The sequence below is a fragment of the Mucisphaera sp. genome (assembly GCF_965279675.1).
Lineage (GTDB): Bacteria > Planctomycetota > Phycisphaerae > Phycisphaerales > Phycisphaeraceae > Mucisphaera.
The window spans coordinates 78782-97059 of the sequence record NZ_CBDIIJ010000002.1; the positions used below are offsets into that span (position 1 = coordinate 78782).

Here is an 18278-nt window from a genome sequence, read left to right on the forward strand (position 1 = left end):
GTGCCCGGTTCTCGATTTGAGAGTCTGGAACCAAGACTCCTGCTGTCCGGCGACACGCCTAGCTGGTCGCTGCTAACCGAAGAGGCCGACGCCAGCACAACGATTACGGTCGGGCAGGCGGCCACCCTCCAGTCCGGACTCGACGACCTGACACAGACGTTCAACCTGCTCGAAGCCGCTGGTGAATTAGGAACCACCATCCCGCTCATCGAAACCTCGATGGGTGAACTAGCGGACTTTGGCGGCGCCATCGCTGAGATCGAAACGGGATTGGATGGCTTGCTGAGCACAGCAGGTAGTCTGGCCATTGAGCAAGGTGACATCGCCAGCGAGTTGCTCACCTTCGATGGCGTTACGGTTGGTGGATTCGACTTCGGCCTAAGCGTCGTAGCGAGCTATACGAACGGCTTCTTCTTCGACGTATCCCTCACAGCATCCAGAACCGATGCCGTCGCACTCGATGTGGCCGACGAGGCACTGCTCGGCTTTGATTTCGCACCGGGTGCTCAGGCCGATATCACCGGGACGCTAGCGCTTGACTTCGTCTTCGGTCTGGCGGCCAACAACAGCTTTTTCGTTGAGATCGATGATTTCACGGTTGAAGCCTCTGCCGATCTGACCGGCCTTAATTTCGGCACCACCTTCACCGGCGGGCTGGATAGCGTGCCCATCACCAATGGAAGCCTGCAGGCCTTGGCATCTGTCGATGCCAGCGTTGACCGGACCATCTTGACCGGTGGCCGAATCAACGAAAACACCCTCGACACCATCGCAAATGGGGTCATCCCGATCCATGCGGCCTTCAACCTCACTCCAGATGACGGCTTCGTCACGATGGCGTTGCCCGGTACGGGTAGTCTGAGCCAGCCTGATTTCTCGGCACAAATCGATGCTGGTTCATCCATCTTGGTTTCGGCCACCGACCTCTTCGGTACGGCCCCGGTCGAAGTCGAGATTCACACCACGGGTGACCTCACTGCCCTAGGCGAAACACTAACCGGTGATTTTGTTTTCCGCTCGGTAGAGGTTGATGGCGAAGACGTAGCCGAGGTCATCGCCACCCGTCTTACAAGCTCGGTGGGTGAAGCATCAACGCTTGTCAGTCTGGCTTCCACCTCTGGGGCGCTGATCTTTACTGATACCGGTATCGAGACGCCCTTCGATAGCAATGCGGTTACCAACCGCATGGCCGATTCGCTCGCAAATCTTGCCGCTGAGGCTCAACGGCTAGAAAACGACCTGCTCACCAGCATGCCGGAGCTTAGCGGCCAGAAGCTTGCTGGCACTGATGTCTCGCTCGATGAGCTGTTCGATCTCACGGCCTATCTCAGCATCGGCGACTACATCGACGCCTACTTGCACCCCTTCCTCAATCCGGCCACCGATCTGCCCTCAGATAACCCCAGCCCTGTCGGTATCGATCAGACACCGACGATTCAAGGACTACTCACCCATCTCGAAGATCACTGGTTCCCGAGGCTGCTCGGTGGACAGGCAGCCGGCATCCCACTCAATCTCGCGTTTGCAACCGAAGATGGACAGGTCACTGGTGTCACTCTGACGATTGATGCCAGCGCCGGCGTGACCTACCAGAAGAGCCTGCCATTAGGTGTCAGCGAAACCCCTCAGGGCGTCGGCCCTGCCTTTGTTGATATCCCCGTCGACATCACGACACGTTTTGAACTCCAGCTGACGTTCAATTTCTCAGAAAACGACACGTCCTTCAGCTACAGCCTCAACCAGCTCGAGTTCGATGCGGTGGCCTCGAGCACCGAGGTCGTTATTCCCTTCAAAGTCGGTGCCCTCGAAGTGTCTGCCGGTCATCCTCGCTTTGATCGAGGTTCGATCGACCTGGGCATCTATGTGGACGTCGAGCAAGGCACAGATTTTTCGGTGGTTTACGATCCGGCTCGCTCACCATTGAGCACCCTGAGCCTCGATCTGCCGCTCTATGCCTGGCTGGCCGGGAGTGACGTCACACAAGGTCTCGACAGCAGGATCACTGCAGGCGGCAACTACTTCACCATCGTCGGACAACGCAATCCAGCCATCTCATTCACTGCTCAGAACACCAACGACCTGCTCGCGTTCAACGATCTGACGGTTAACGATCTCCGCGATCAGCTCGAAGCCCTTCGTGATGACTGGCTCGGAGCACTCAAGCAGTCCGAAGCCTTCAACGTCGAAGTGCCCTTTATCGACGCCACTCTTGCTGAGGTAGTTGACCTCGGCCCGGCGTTTGACGCCGCGATCCTGAAGAAGATCGACTGGAGCCGAATCCAGTCGCTGCAAGACTTCGCTGCCGAACTCGCGCGCGTCGGAGCACTGGCTGAAGGCGAGCAGGTCAGCTTCGATCCGGCCTCAAGACAATTGACGATCCCGGTCGACTTCAGCGTTGACCTACACACCCTCGATCTAGCAGATCTGAGCACGCTCGGCCTGATCAACATCGATCGCATGATCCAGGAAGGCCTCATCCAGGTCGGTGATTTCGTTGATCCTGATGACCTCCTAGATAACGGCTACATCGATGTCGCAGGCATGGTCGGTCTGGGGCTGCTTGATCCCGAAGATGTCGCCGACTGGGGACTCATCGATCAGCAGGTCATCATCGATGCCGGACTGATCGGCGCCGCCGGACTGGCAGCGAACAACCTCGTGGATGGCTCGGATCAGGTTGACCTCGATGCCCTGATCGATAGCGGGCTCGTCACGCTTGCCGACCTGGTTGAGGCCGACCTCGTTACCTACGGCTCGATCGCCGGCAATCTCGGCTTTATCCAGGAGATCAATCTTCTCGCCACCAACATCGCCGATTTCGGGCTGGACCTCTCGTCGCTGATTCAGAGCATCGACCTCGTAGATCTAACAGCCGCCTTTGCCGCAGATGCCCAGGCCTTCACAGACCTCATCGCTGCCGAGCTCATTGGCGTCGCGGACCTGGCGATCGATTCACTCGCCCTCGATCAGCTTCTTAGCAGCGGCGTCGTCACGCTTCAACAACTCGTAGATCAGGGATTACTCACAGCCAACGACGTCACCGACAACGTCCGGATCACCCTCACCGACCTGCTCGATCAGACCACCGCCAGCCTGACCGATCTGCTCGATGCTGGCATCATCGATCTCGATGACTTCCAGACCGATGCGGCCGTCGCAGTCTCAGACATACTGACCAGCACCAGCATCTCTCTCAGACAGCTCATCGATACCGGCTTAATCGCGCTTGATGATTTTGATGAACTCAGAACCATTCCCGAAGCCGATCTGATCAATGCTGGGCTGCTGACGGCGTTCCAGATCGATTTCAATGAGCTCGCCGATGCGGGCTCGGTCGCACTCCGGGATCTGGTTGCAGGTGATTTCGTTGATCTTCTCGACCTGCTGGATGCCGGCCTCATCAACACCGGCGACGTCACCACCACCCTGCTCGACGTCCGTGACCTACTAAACGCAGGCTTGATCGATCTCAGGGGCCTGGTAGATGACGCGATCCTGGACGCATCAGCCCTAGTCGATGGACTCTGGGCCAGTGCCGATCAGGTTCTCTCTAACGGGATCGCAGACCTCTCCTCGCTCGTCTCCGCGGCCTTGCTCGATGCCGAGAACATCCTCCGCGATGCACTAGATATCAAGGATCTTCTCGATAGCGGGCTCACTGACCTGCTCGCGCTCGCCAACAACAACGTCATCCTGCCCGCACAGGTTGCTCTCGATGTGATCCGCTCATCCGATCTGGCAACCGAAGCGACCGTTCTGTTCAACCGCATCAGTTCCACAGGCGGCATCATCGGTCCCGGCTCCATCATCGATCTCGATGACCTGCTGACAACCTTCCCCGTCGAGCTCAGCGACCTGGTCTACTTCCAGATGGTCACCCAAGACATCCTCCCGCCTCTCGGGACCATTGACCGAACCGCCCTGCTCGACAGCCGGGTCATTGACGAGAGTGTGCTAAGGCGACGAGGGCTGCCCACGACGATCAATCAAGACCTGCTAACCATGCAGCAGGTCAACGATCTTGGCCTGCTCGATCGGGCGAATCTCAACGATCTCACGCCCATCGATATCGATGGATTCGCTTTCACGGATCAAGTCGTTCAACAGATCACCGACGACGGCTTCATCGTGGCAGGCAGCAGCGCAACCATCGAGGGCCTGCTCGATCGCGCTGATGTCAGTCTCAAGAAACTGGTCGATCTAGGTCTAGTCTCCGTCAATGACCTTGCTGACCTGGGCCCGGTTCTCCTGGATGATCTGTTTCTTCTCGGCGAAGTCGATCGGATCCAACTACTAAACAGCAAGGTCATCGAGACGCAGCTACTGGAAGGCCTTATCGACAGCCAAGGCCTGGTCACAATCACATCATTGACGACCGGTGGGCTGGCCGATCTCACCGACCTGGTCCGTGAAGGACTTCTATCTGTCACCGACTTCAACCTCGCGGGCCATCAGGTTTCGGAGAACGACCTGCTTGCCTCTGGCCTCGTTGCACCCTCGGCGTTGGACGACCACAGTCTCCTACAGGACGGTCTGAGCCCCGAAGAACGGCATGTCGAAACCCTGCACCTGCTTGAGCTCAGCCTTGTCTCACTCGCGGACATGCTCGCCGCTGGACTTGTCACCGATAGCCAGCTCACCACCACCACGCTAACGGCAGAGGCGCTCCAGAGCGTTAGCATCCTCGCTAACAACGCGCTGGCCGCTGCGGGTCAAATTGCGGGCAACAACGTCGATATCGAACCGCTCCTGGCCGCCAACTTCGTGACGATCGATGCGCTCGTCAACGCACAGCTCATCGGCCTCAACGATCTCTACGACGACAGCATCGTCCGACTGCGAAACCTGGTCGATGCCGGTTTGGTCACAGCAGCCGATCTTGCCCCAGACCAGACTATAGCGCTCGATTTCCTGATGGCGTCGAACGTCGTCGGGCTCAAATACCTCAATGATCAGGGCCTGATCACCGACGAGCGTGGCGTCTCCGAACGCGTCTTGATCTCAGACATGCTGGCCGACCCGAATCTCAGCCTGGCCAGCCTGGTCGAAACGGGTGTGCTCTCCGTCCGCGACTTCATCAACAAGAGTTTCGAACAGACCGCTCTAGAAGCCACCATGCTCCTAGGCGAGCGACTCTTCGAAGACGGAGAGTTCAACGACATCGTCCGGCTCGGCACGACCGCACTGGATGGCCTGCTCGGCTCGATCCTCTTCGACAAAACGCTCGACGAGTACGTCACCGCAGAGTTCGTAGATCGCTTCGACTTTAATGACATCAGTCTCGATGCCGCCACCATCGAAGCCACCTACGCCGTCGATGTACCTGACGATCGCGGACCGACCATCGGGCTCTACGACCTCCTGGAGACGCTGCCTTCGGTTTCGCTGGCCTCGCTGATCCAGAACAGCCTGCTCTCGGATGCCGACCTCATCGATCCAGCGATGCAGCTGGATATCGTTGATCTCGAGCACTCCGACCTGTTCCAGGAAGGCGACCTGCTCAACTTTGTCAGCCAACGGTCTGTCTTCCTGCACGAGGTTGCTGAGGTCTTCAGTCTCGTGCCGCTAGTGCAGGCCGGCTTGGTCACCGCCGCAGACCTGATCATCAATAACTTCGGCAGCCTCGCCGATCTTGTCGGCCAGGGACTGATCGGCCAGGAGAACTTCCAGGACGTCAGCATCCCGGTCGCCACCATCACGTCCAACACCGCACTCACCAGCATCGACCTCGATAACCGCAGTCTGGTTGATGCCGGGGCCGTTTCACTCCTGGCCCTTGTCGATGCCGGCATCGTCGCGCTCGAGGCCCTGGTCACCGACGGTGTGATCTCAAGCGCTGACCTCAACGCCGAGGTGACCTCACGAGACGTCGATGATTTCCTCGATAAGAACGCACTCGACCGCGCCTTGCTGGAAGCAGCAGGCGTCATCACCGGAGCCGAAGACGATCTGGTACGTCTCAATGGCCTTAACAGCATCCTCAGCGAAGACCTCGCCGGCCTGCTGGAACTCGCCATCGCAGGTGTCGCAACACCCGATCATCTGGATGCACTTGCATCGGTTGATAAAGACGACCTCGTCACGAACGGTCTCGTCACCGCGAATGACCTGATCGACGCCGATCTGATTCTCGCCTCCGAGCTCACACCCACAACCATCGCGCTCAAGGCACTTGGCGAGACAGGCGCTTTACCGCTAACCCAGCTCGACACACTCGATGAATATCTCGATCTGGGCATCGTTACCGCTGAGCAGCTCGACGGCATCGGCATACTGCCCAAGTCCGATCTGATCGCTTCGGGTCTGACCACCGAATCAGAGCTTCTCGCCGCAGGATTACTCGGCGAGACCATCCAGCTCGATGCACTGCTTGTATCCGGATTGGTCACGATCGATCAGCTATTAACCCAGAGCATCGACCACCGCAGCGGGAGAGTCGCGAGCCAGGACCTCGTAGACAACGGCCTTGTTACCGTTTCGCAGCTTGAATCCGAGGGTCTCACCAAGACTGATATCGATCTCGACGCTCTTCTCCGGTCAGAGATCATCACCCTCCTCGAACTCGTCGATGACAGCATCTTTGTCGATGACCTCGTCAATGCAGTCCTCCCCGGAGGCGCGCCGACCGAACAGCAGCTCATCGACAACGGTCTTTTCGATCACGAAGTCGACCTCGCTGATCTTGTCACGGCCAGCCTCGTAACGGTTCAGAACCTGATCGATGGCGGGGTCCTGCCCTCGACCATCGATCCCGAACAACTGCTCAAGCTCAACCTGGTCACAGACACCCAGCTGGTTGCTGCCGGCCTTGTCTCTCAATCCGCGGTCGATATCAACAGCTTCACCAACATCGGTTTGACATCACTACTCGCAGCCCTGCAGAACCCAGGCGACACAGGCTCCAGCCTGATCACGCTTGCAGACCTGCTCAAACAAGGCTTTGCAACCGCAGACATCCCGCGTGCCGACCTGATCGCAACAGGCCTGGTAACAGACCCGCAGCTCACCACAGCCGGGTTTACGGACCCAACCGTTAACGCGCAGGCAGCCGTCATCGCGGACCTGATCAGCTTCGAAGACCTTGACATCCAAGGCCTGCTGACAACCGCCGTCGATTACCGAACACTCCTCAGCCCAGGCTTTGCCGCTGCAGCCGGGGTGGTGCTGACCCAGAGTCAGCTGATTAATAACGGCCTGCTGTGGAAAAGCGTGGATCCCACAGCGGTCGATGCATTAGCCCTCGCCGACCTCATCGAAATGAATGCCGCCGGGCTGATCACCGATCCGCTAATCGACCGCAACCAACTAGATGACCTCCGAGCCGTCGATTACGACATTCTCGAACTCTCCCCGCTAGACCTGGCTCGTCTGCTTGCCTCGGATCTTGTCGACGACCAAGGCGAGGTTGATCTCGACGCCCTGCTCGACACTCCGGTCTTAGGCGGAGATGGAGGCGTCCTCGTCGATGTTGCTGACCTCGCAAGACTCGGACTCATCGACTGGACCGACGTCAACGGACACGACGTCAACTACTTCAATCTCAACGACCGGGAGATTGAACTTTCCGGCGACTTCGGCCTCGAGCTCGTCGGAATGGCCACACGAGCCGTCGCCGACCTGCAGGCCATCGCATCAGCCGGCTTCGACATCGTCATCGATCTGGATGGACTCGACGGCACCAGCGGTGTCGTCTGGCTACTCGATGACGCCAGCGCTTCAGCGCAGCTTGTTTTCGATGTCATTGATCTTGATGTCGCTGCACGCCTTGGCTTCATCGGCGTGACCCTGGCAGACGTCTCCGGTCTTGATAGCCGCATCAGCGTTGATATTACACGCACCGTCGTCGCCGACAATGACGGCAACGCCGCGACCACCGATGACCGTCTTGTTTCGCTCGACAATCTGACAAGCGCTGATATCGATGCCTATCTGGTTGGTGATACCAACGGCTCAGCGGAGGCCGCATTAAGAGGCATCAAGGTCAACACCGGCATCGGCGGGATACCCGTCGGCCACGGTGCTTCGGTCATCCTGACCGTCTCCGATCTGGATGCAGCCAAGGGCGAGGGTTACTACACCCTCGCCCTCAACGACATCCCGGGCATCTTCCGCTTCCACGAACTGCTGCGCATCGAAGACCTCATGTCGATGCTCCTGCGTGCTCGGGACTACGTCAGTGAAGGACTTTCGCAACTGCCCTTCTGGGCCACCGACCCGAAGTCCCCGCTCTTCGAAGCCACCAAAGACCTCAAGATTCCGGTCATCAACAAGTCGCCGGGCGAACTGCTCGAACTCATCAACGACATCGATGACGCCGTCACCGACGTCCAACGCGAACTCTACAACCCCGAAAACGATGTGCAGAAGCTCGTCGGTCTGGTCATGGAGGCTCTGGGACTCGACATCGAAGCCGATAGCGACGTCTTCAGCGTCTTCATGGAAGGTAACGTACTTCGTCTTCGCCTGAATCTCATCGAAGACTTCAGCCAGAATCTGCCCTTTGATTTCGACCTCTCAGCCCTCTCATCGGTCTTCTCGGGTGTGACCACGGAACTCGGCGGGATCGATCAACTCCTGGCACTCGAGGGCAGCGGCGATATCACGCTCTCCGGCTTCGCCGAGCTCCAGGTCGATGCCGGCGTGGACCTCGGCCCACGCGCGATCGACCAGCCCGTCGATGTCTTCCTTTACGATTGGGATAACGGCCTAGAGCAAGGCACGCGCCTGGAAGCCGGCTTCAAAGTCTTAGGCGAAGACCTCAATCTCAACTTCGGCGTCCTCGACTCCGTAGGTGTCTCGACCGTCAACGCCGACATCACACTCGACGCCGATGGCGACGTCACCACCAACCCGGAACTGCTCGACGCGAACGACCGCTCTGACTTTGTCACCGTCGTCTTCGAGCTCGATCAGCAACCCGGCACGGGCGTGATCGACGACGGCCTCTACCGCTTCGACGAAACCTTGATTGGCGACAACGTCCTGGTCGCGGTGAATGGCGGGTTCGAAATCCTGATGCCACTAGAGATCGACATCTTCGGCGCAGTGGTTGACTTCCCCGGCGAACCGCTCCACATCAGAACCAACCCGCTCTACAAGACTACCGGCCTTGGCGGGGAGCTCATCAGCAACGACGGCCTCCGCCAGATCGTTCTGCACATCGCCAACCTTGCAGACCCAGCGCCAGGACCACATGCACCAATCCTGGTTGACGCTCCGGATATCGCTGGCGCTCTTGGCGACCTGGCCAACAGCCAGATCAGGACACTGCTCGAGCAACTCGCGACACTCATCGCCGGCCTCAAGCAAGAACTGCTCGACGCAGATCTCTTCACGCAGAGCATCCCAGGCACCAACCAGACCATCGACGACCTCTTCGGCGCGGGCAACGACAACGGTCTCGCCGGCGTCACCACCAAACAAGGTGTCGAAGCCTTCCTCGACATCGATACCTACGTCCTCGAATACCTCAAGACCGTCACCTGGATCGGTTCAGGCTCCGTCGCCGATGGCAGCATCTCGGCAAACGACGTCTTCAATGGCCTCGCCACCTACCTGACCAATCACTGGGTCCCAACCCTACCGGGCATCGCTGCTTCGCTCGGCGGTGGCTTCATCACCGTCACGAGCTCAGGCGATCAACTCGGCCTCGAAGTCAACGCACCCTACACCTTCAACAAGGACCTCATGTGGGATCTCGCCACGGAGCTGGGTAACACCGGCCTGGCACTCACGGGCGATCTTGACTTCAATGCAGCCTTCAACGCGTTGCTCGATCTCGATTTCGGCGTCAACCTCAACACCGGCGACGTCGACTTCAACTTCAATGAGTTCACCTTCGATGGCTCATTCGATACGTCGAGCTTCAGCGCTTCCCTTGACTACAATGGCCTAAGCACCGTCGCCGTGAACAACGGCACCGTTGATATCGATCTCGGCGGGCGTGTCTTTACCGACGGCTCTGGCAATTTCCAGTTCGATCCAACCGAACGTGGTGACGGCAGCCCGCTGACCAACAGCGCTTCTATCAACCTGCCGCTCACCCTGCTGGGCACCTCGGTCGGTTTCGTCAACTTCTCCGACTCCGACTTCTATGACAACCAACTCGATCCCGGCTTCACCTTCGATCTAAGCGGCCTCACCGGTGTCCTGAACAACCTCGCTTACATCGCCTTCGATGAACTCGGTGACGGCATCAACACTCTGCGGGACGAACTCATTGTCCAGTACGACGCGCAAGGCCAACCTGTACCGGGAACAGGGAGCTTCCTCGACGAATCCATCGCCGGCACCGATACCTCGATCGCCCGTGTCCTGGGACTCGACAACCTGCTCAACCTCGGGCAGTACATCAAGCACTACCTCCGCCCCGAGTTAGACGGCACCGGCACCTTCGACCGCGATCCGACCATCCCGCTCGGCTACGTCCCCGGCGGGACCTCCGATCCGAGAACCAACTGGTACGGCGAGGATGCCGGCACCCCGCAACCCACCATCGGCGGCCTGCTCCAGTACCTTCAGGATAACTGGCTGCCAACGCTTGGCGGCAGCGGCGGCGGCTTCAGCTGGCAACTCATCGGCACCGATGCCGTTGAGATCACCTTCGCCGCGGATGCCCCCTTTACCCGCACAGTCGGTCTCGATCTAGGAGCCGAAGCCGAGAACCTCGGACTTGAGTTTGAAGCAGAAGCCGATCTCGAACTCAACATCTTCCAGGACCTCCTCGCCACCCTCACCATCGACTGGAGCACGCCAGGCAGCCCGGATGCCAGCTTCGTACTCGATCACTACGACTTCACCATCGATGCCGATGCCAACGATATCTTCGCCGGCGCGACCTTCGGGCCTCTCGACCTCACCGTCGGCCAGGAAGGCCCCGTGGGCGAAAAGGGCTCGGCAAGCCTCGACCTTGCCGGCCGGTTGTCATTCAACAATATGGCCGAGCTCGCACGTACCGACCTGCTCTTCGAAGCAGGCGACCTCGCCTTCCGCCTCACGCCCGAACTCGACGCCAAGAACAATCTGCAGATCGATCTGCCACTCTTTGCCCAGCTAGCCGGCGTTGATCTCGGATCGACCTCGAACAACGACATCCCGCGCGTTGGCCTTTCGGGTGCCATCTTCCCGACGGCCGCAGGCGCCGACCCGCTGCGTTTCACCTCTGAAAACCTGGACAAGATCGTCGACTTCAGCGATTTCAGCATCGGCCACCTGATCGCGATGATCCAGGGAACGATCAACTGGCTCGAGGAATTCAGCAATGCCGATTTCCTCTCCACCGAAATCCCCTTTACCGACAAGACGCTCGGTGATGTGCTCGACTTCGCTTCCGTCTTCGCTGATCAGGTCCTCTCCAAGATCGACTTCGAGCGCATCAGTACCGTCCAGGACTTCATCGAAGAGTTCACTAAGGCCGGCATCCTCCCGGAAGACGCAAACATCGAATTCGATCCGGTCACCAAGACCCTCCGGCTGCCATCGCTCTTCGATTTCAATCTCGCTGACTTCGGCCTCCGCGACCTGCAACAACAAGGCGAGGCCTCCTTCGCCAACCTGTTGGACATCGGTGCGCTCGACCCCGCCACCGTGATCGACAAGGGCGTCCTGCTCGACAACATGCTGTCGCTGACGCTCATCGGTTTCCGCGAGCTCGTCCGCTGGGAACTCGTCCCCGGCCATGCCTTCGACGGCACCGATATCACCGTCGCCGATCTCGAAACACTCAACCTCATCGAAGCCGGCGCCCTCACAGGATCGGGGCTGGTGACAGCCGGACAGATCGCAGTTGAGGACCTGATTGCCACAGACGTTGTCCGTGTTTCTCTACTCGATCTCATCGACGCCGACCTGCTCGTCCCGTCCGATCTGACGCTGCCGCTCATCGAGCGCCGCGTCTCTTACATCGATCTCGTTGATTCACGCCAGCTCAACATCAACGAGCTCCAAACGCTTGGCGTCACGCTCTACGACCGCAACGGCGATATCACCGCCATCGCTTCCGATGCAGAAACCGTCGATCTCCAAGACCTCATCGATCTCACGCGTTTCTCGCTCACCGAGCTTCTCGAAATGGGCTTCGTCGGACGCAGCGAGTTCAACGATGCCACGAGCATCACCGTCGCTGCGCTCGAAGCAGCTGAACTCATCGCAGAGAACGCACTCGATGGCGAGCCCATCGTCATTGCCGGTGAAGTCACACTCGGCGACCTGCTCGCCGCCGACTCGCCCGTCTCCATCGCCCTCGCCGATCTCATCAGCGAAGGGCTTGTTGGCCGCGGCGATATGACCCTGGGCTCACTAAGCATCGGTGATATCTCGATGGAGGGCTTCGACCTCCACGATCTCATCGATCTCGGCCTGATCGATCAGACCACCGTCTCGACCTTCGTCTACGACCGTTTCGGCCTCGAAGGCATCCCGCTAGACCTCGGGATCGACCTAGGCGGGGTCCTCGAACTCAGCACGACCGCCACCGCCGACCTGCTCGCAGAGATCGAAGCCGGTATCGACTGGGTCATCGACCTCGATGGACTCACCGGGACCGAAGGCCTGACGATCCTCGTCGAGAACGCCCACGTTGCCGGCCGCGCCTGGTTCGACGTTGAAGACCTCGAGATGGCCGCCAAGCTCGGCTTCCTCGGCCTGACCGCTGGCGGAGCCGGCAGCGGAAGCGGGATCCATCTCTTCGCAGAAGCCAGCGCAACCCTCGACCAGGACGGCAACCTCGAAACCACCGATGACCGCACCTTCGAACTCGCGGACCTGCTCACGGGTTCACTGTTCGACAACCTGGTACTCAACTTCGACGGCTACGCCGAAGCAGCCCTCAAGAGCTTCGCGGTCGATGGCGCGATCCCAGGCCTCAACGAGGCCGCCCTCGCGGGCCAGGAAATCTCGATCAGCATCCCCAGCCTCGTTAATCAGACCGGCACCGAAGTCTTCAAGGCCGGAGAAAAGACCGCGGCCGAGCTAACCGCCCTCAAGGACCTCGACCGTGTCGTCATCGTCCTGCCAGACCTCGGCGACGCCTTTAACTTCACCGATCTCGACTTTGCCAGCATCCTCCAGATGATCCGACAAGGCATCGACCTCGTCGATCAGGCACTGACCGATGTGCCCTTCTACCGCCAGCCTATCCCCGTTGTAAACCGCTCGCTCGAAGACGGTCTCGACTTCATCTCCGACATCACCGAACGACTCGAAGAGGCCGCCAACAACCCGGCCGGCGTTCTACAGGACGTTGAATCACTCCTCGAAGAAGCACTCGGTATCCCCGACAACGCCCTCGATCTCTTCCTCGATGGCGAAACCCTCCGGATCGACCTGGCTTGGCAGCCGCTTGCCTACGAAGAAATGCTGCCCTTCGCCTTCGATCTTGGAGGGTTCAAAGATCTATCCGGCACCTCCGGAGCATCGGAACTAGAAGGGATCAACAGCCTCGTCGATGCCAATGGCCAGGTCATGCTGCAAGCCGGCGTCGACGCGGTGCTGCAGTTCGGTATTGATTTCAGCGAAGTCGATACCCAAGGCCTCAACGGCCTCGAATTCTTCCTCGTCGACTACGACGACAACGGCACCGCAGGCAACACCGCCGACGACACCGGCACACGCCTGTCGTTCAACACCAAGCTACTCGCCGATGACCTCGACCTAACCATCAACCCGTTCGATATCGGGGTTGCAGACGGCTTCGCGGTCCTCGATGGCGACGGTGATCCTCTCACCGATGATGAAGCCTCATTTAGCGTCTTCATCGACCAAACTGGTGGCGCTGCCATCGATGACGGACGCTTCGTCATCGGTGATGAAAACCTCGGCGACAACCTCGATTACAACATCGTCGGCGGCTTCGCCGTCGAACTACCCCTCGAAGTCTTCGGACTCTCGCTCGGTCAGCCGCTTTCCGTCGCCACCAATCCGTTCTACGGCAGCGACGGTCTCGAACAGCTCTTCCTCCACCTCACAGGCGATAGCGCCGCCGGTGCTCAAGACCCGGTCGTTCTCACGTTCCCCGATCTCCGCAACGCCCTCGGCGGCGACTTCGGACTGCTCGGCATCCTCAACGATCCGACGTACATCCTAGATGGCGTCGATCTCGCGCTCGGCGGTGTTCAGGAAATACTCGGCTCAGGCTTCTCGCAAGACCTGCCCCTCATCGGCGATGAACTCGGCGAAGCCGCCACCTTCATCCGTGACATACGCACCGGCCTTCTCCAGGACCTGCGTGATCGACTCAACGGTCCCGGCCAGGCCATCGACTTCATCCGTGAAGCAATGTGGGATGCCTTCGGGCCATCCGGGCTCAACATCCTCCTCGACAACAACAACGACGGCTCCGTCGCTATCGAAGACATCGCCGTCGGCTGGTACGACATCGATGGCAACCTCGTCAAGGACTGGATCCTCGGCGAGCCCGTACCCGAATCCGGATTCGTCTACGACAGCTCCGGCAACTTCCTGGGCGACGGCGTCGCCGTTCCACCCGGCGGATTCACCATCGGTGTCGATACCGACGCTATCCAATTCGACATGGCCCTAGGCGGAACCGTCTTCGGCACCGGCGTCGATATCCCGCTCCAGATCGATCTCCCAGGCTTCGGACTCGACGTCGATGGCGGCTTCGCTGTCGGCATGGACTGGAGCTTCGACTTCGGCATGGGCCTCAGCCTCAATGACGGCTTCTACCTCAGCACCAACGACAAGAACGCCGCTGGCGACCCCGAGCTCGAAGTCGAAATCGGTGCCTTCCTCGACGGCAAACCACTCGACAACACCACGGTCACACCATTCAGCGCCGCCGGCACGCTGCTCTTCTTCAAGGTCACCGCCACCGATACCGATCGCGACCCAGCCAAACAAGGGTTCCAGCCAAGCGGCGTCTTCGGATTCCTCGCCATCGATGCCATGGGCGACAGCAACACCGGCCGGCTCACCCTCAATCACCTCCTCTCCTCACCCATCGATCAGGTCTTCGAACTCGACATGGGTGTTGAAGCCGAACTTAACCTTGAACTCGGCCTCGAACTCGATGGCGTTGAAGGCCTGCCAAGACTCGTCGCCGACTTCGTGCTCGACTGGAGCTGGACACTCTCCGAAGGCACTTCAGATCCTGAGATCGGCCTCTACAACTTCGGCATAGAGATCGGCTCGTTCGTCAGCGACGTCCTCAAACCGATCACACAGAACATCGCCGACGTCCTCAATCCCTTCGAACCCGTCGTCGATGTGCTCCTCGAACCGATCCCCGGTCTCGATCTCTTCATCGATGACCCCAACCTGCTCGGCCTGATCAACTTCGTCGCCGATCTGACCGGCAACCCCGAGATCCCCGCAGAATTCTTCTACGCCGTCGATGCCATGCTCGACGTCGTCTCGCAGGTCAACGCCCTGCTCGGCACCGATGGCCGGATCCTACTCGGCGATATCACCGGCCTCGGCACCACACGCGTCGAATCGAGACAAGCGGAATCCGCCATACCAGCGGGGCTCCAATCGCTGCTCGACAGCATCGCCCTTGGCGGCGCCGGCGGCACACCCGCCAACAGCGGCTTCAGCTCCGGCAGCACGGTCACCGATCGCAGCGGCTTCCAGGTCATCGAGTACATCACCGACATCGGCAACTGGGCTTCGCTGCTCACCGGCGGCGACGCCATCCTCTTCACCTACGAGCTGCCATATCTTGCGTGGGGCATGCGTTTCAGCCAGCAGATCGCTCAGATCCCACTCGGCCCGATCCAGATCGTCGTCTCCGCCGTCGGCTCCTTTGAGGTCTTCGCCGATCTCGGCTTCGGCTACGACACCTTCGGCATCAAACGAGCTATCGAAACCGGCAACCCGTGGCAGGCTTTCGACGGCTTCTTCGTTGCCGACTACGCACTCAGCGGCCCCAACCAGGGACAGGAGAAGGATGAATTCGGCTTCAGCGCCGAAATCGGCATCGAGGCCGCCCTCTGGCTGCTGCTGGTCGAAGCAGGCATCGGCGGTGTCATCGGCTTCGAAGCAGGTCTCGACCTGCAGGATGTCGTCGATGACGGCCGAATCCGATTCTCCGAATTCGCGACCATGTGGGAGTACACCGGCAACGGTGCGCCCGGCGGCTTCGCCAACCTCGTCAATCTCTCGGCCCGAGCCTTCTTCGAGGCCTACGCCTTCGTCGATGTCGGCATCTCCATCCCCTTCGTCGGCAAGATCATGTCGCGAGTCGTCGACTGGACCATCGCAGACATCACGCTCTTCGAACTCGAATACAACGCACCCAAGGTCGAGCCCATCCTGGCCGCCATCTCTGGCGACACCCTCATCCTCAACACCGGCAAACGCGCCGCCGACCGCCTCTACCTGGACACTGAAGACGGCGGCGAGAACTTTACCGTCACCGGCAACAGCTCCACCATCACCGTTACCTTCAACGACTGGACACAGACCTACGACGGCAGCTTCAGCAAGATCATCGCGGATGGCGGTGCCGGTAACGACGTCTTCGATGCGAGCGGGCTCTCCGGCGTCGATGTCGAGTTCCACGGCGGCGACGGCGATGACCGACTGACTGCTGCCAACGCCGCCGCCATCATGACCGGCGGTGACGGCGATGACCGACTTATCGCCTCCAACGCCACCGGCAACGTCGAACTCACAGGCGGGGCCGGCGATGACACCCTGACCGGCGGGTCCGGGGTCAACACACTCATTGGCAACGATGGCGACGACCGACTCACTGGCGGACCACTCGATGACCTGATCAATGGCGGCAACGGCGTCGACACGCTCTCAGGCGGCGACGGTTCCGAAACTTACATCTTCGAAACCGGCTTCGGCGAAGACCGATTCCAGGATGGCGACGGCCCGAGCATCCTCGACTTCTCCGGCGTCTCCGACGACATGATCGTCCGCGTCACACAGAACCTGATCCGCTTCACCACCGAGACCGAAGAACTACGCATCAACCGCCCGAACGTCAGCCACATCATCCTCGGCACGGGGAACGACACCGTTCAGCTAAGCGATCTCGCCGTCGGGACGCTCACCATCGAAGATACGGGCGGTGCCAACAGCTACATCTTCGAGATGGAGTCGCAGGCCTCCAACCGTGGCGATGCCATCATCGAGATCCTCGATACCGATGACGACTTCGATCAGATCACCCTCGACAACCTCATCGGCATCAACCCCAACGCTGCCGGCGACGACGTCATCCTTCTCAACAATCAGGAAATCGAAAGCGGGCGACAATTCATCCGCTTCGGTGATCAACTCGAACTAATCACCATGAACGTCATCGAATCCACCATCGATGACACCGCGGAAACCGAGAAACTCGCCGCCGATCTGACGATCGATTCCAGCAGCGTCAACGGCACCTTCACCGGCCTGACCGATCTCTATGTCAACGCCAAGAACCTCACCGTTCTCTCAGATCTCGACGGCGACGGCTTTGTCTTCGACGTCGAAGAAGACTTCATCCTCGAAGGCACGGTACACGCACTCGGCGACTTCGATGTGAATGCCGATACCGTCGGCACGCTCAGCACAGTTGGTGACGTCGCCTACGACATCGACGCCAATGACATGGACTGGCATATCAGAGTCAGCGACGTCAACGCACTCGCCAGACTCAACGCCATCAACAACGGTCGCATCAGCATCCTCGTCGACAGCCCCGACACCGGCTCGGGCAACGAGGCCAACATCACCATCCATCAAGATGTCACCTCGGGCTCCGGAGACAACGCGGACGGGCTCGGCGGCGGCGAGATGAGCTTTATCGCCTCCGGTGATTTCATCCTCCGTAACCAGCCAGAGTTCCGCGGGGCCGGCTCACACCTGATCATCGCCGCAGACAACATCTTCAATGTCGATGCCTCAGCGAACGAGCTCGTTACTACGGTCGCCGGCATCACGGTCTACACCCGTGACGAAGGCCAGGTCAGCGGCAGCGAAATCATCGTCCGTGAAACCGACAGCCTCACGGTCATCGGCCTCAACCTCGCCGATTCCGGCCCGCTCAACCCGATCGGCCTCTCTTCTGCCTATGGCGTGATCGATGTCGAACTCGCAGGTATCGACGCAAGACTGACGCTCGACTCTGGGAGCATCATCACCCGCTCCGCCAGCCAGAACATCTCGCTCTCCGCCGACGACTTTGACTTCCTTCCAGCACCCGATGAACGTTCCGACGAACCCGATCGCGCTATCGGTGGCATCATCGGCACAGGCAACCTCATCATCCGAGCAACCAATGCCTCACGCTTCGTCCTAGGCACGGCCGCAGAGCACCCCGA

The 18278-nt window shown here is 59.7% G+C and carries 1 protein-coding gene (cut by a window edge); it reads left to right on the plus strand.

Translation table 11 applies throughout. The annotated features are described in order from the left end of the window. Positions 1–18278, plus strand: partial view of a PKD domain-containing protein gene (locus tag ACQZAB_RS00465; RefSeq protein ID WP_428386217.1) — the start only. Its footprint extends 24790 nt past the window's final position; the window shows 18278 of its 43068 coding nt (coding positions 1–18278); the start codon lies at positions 1–3; the stop codon falls past the right edge of the window.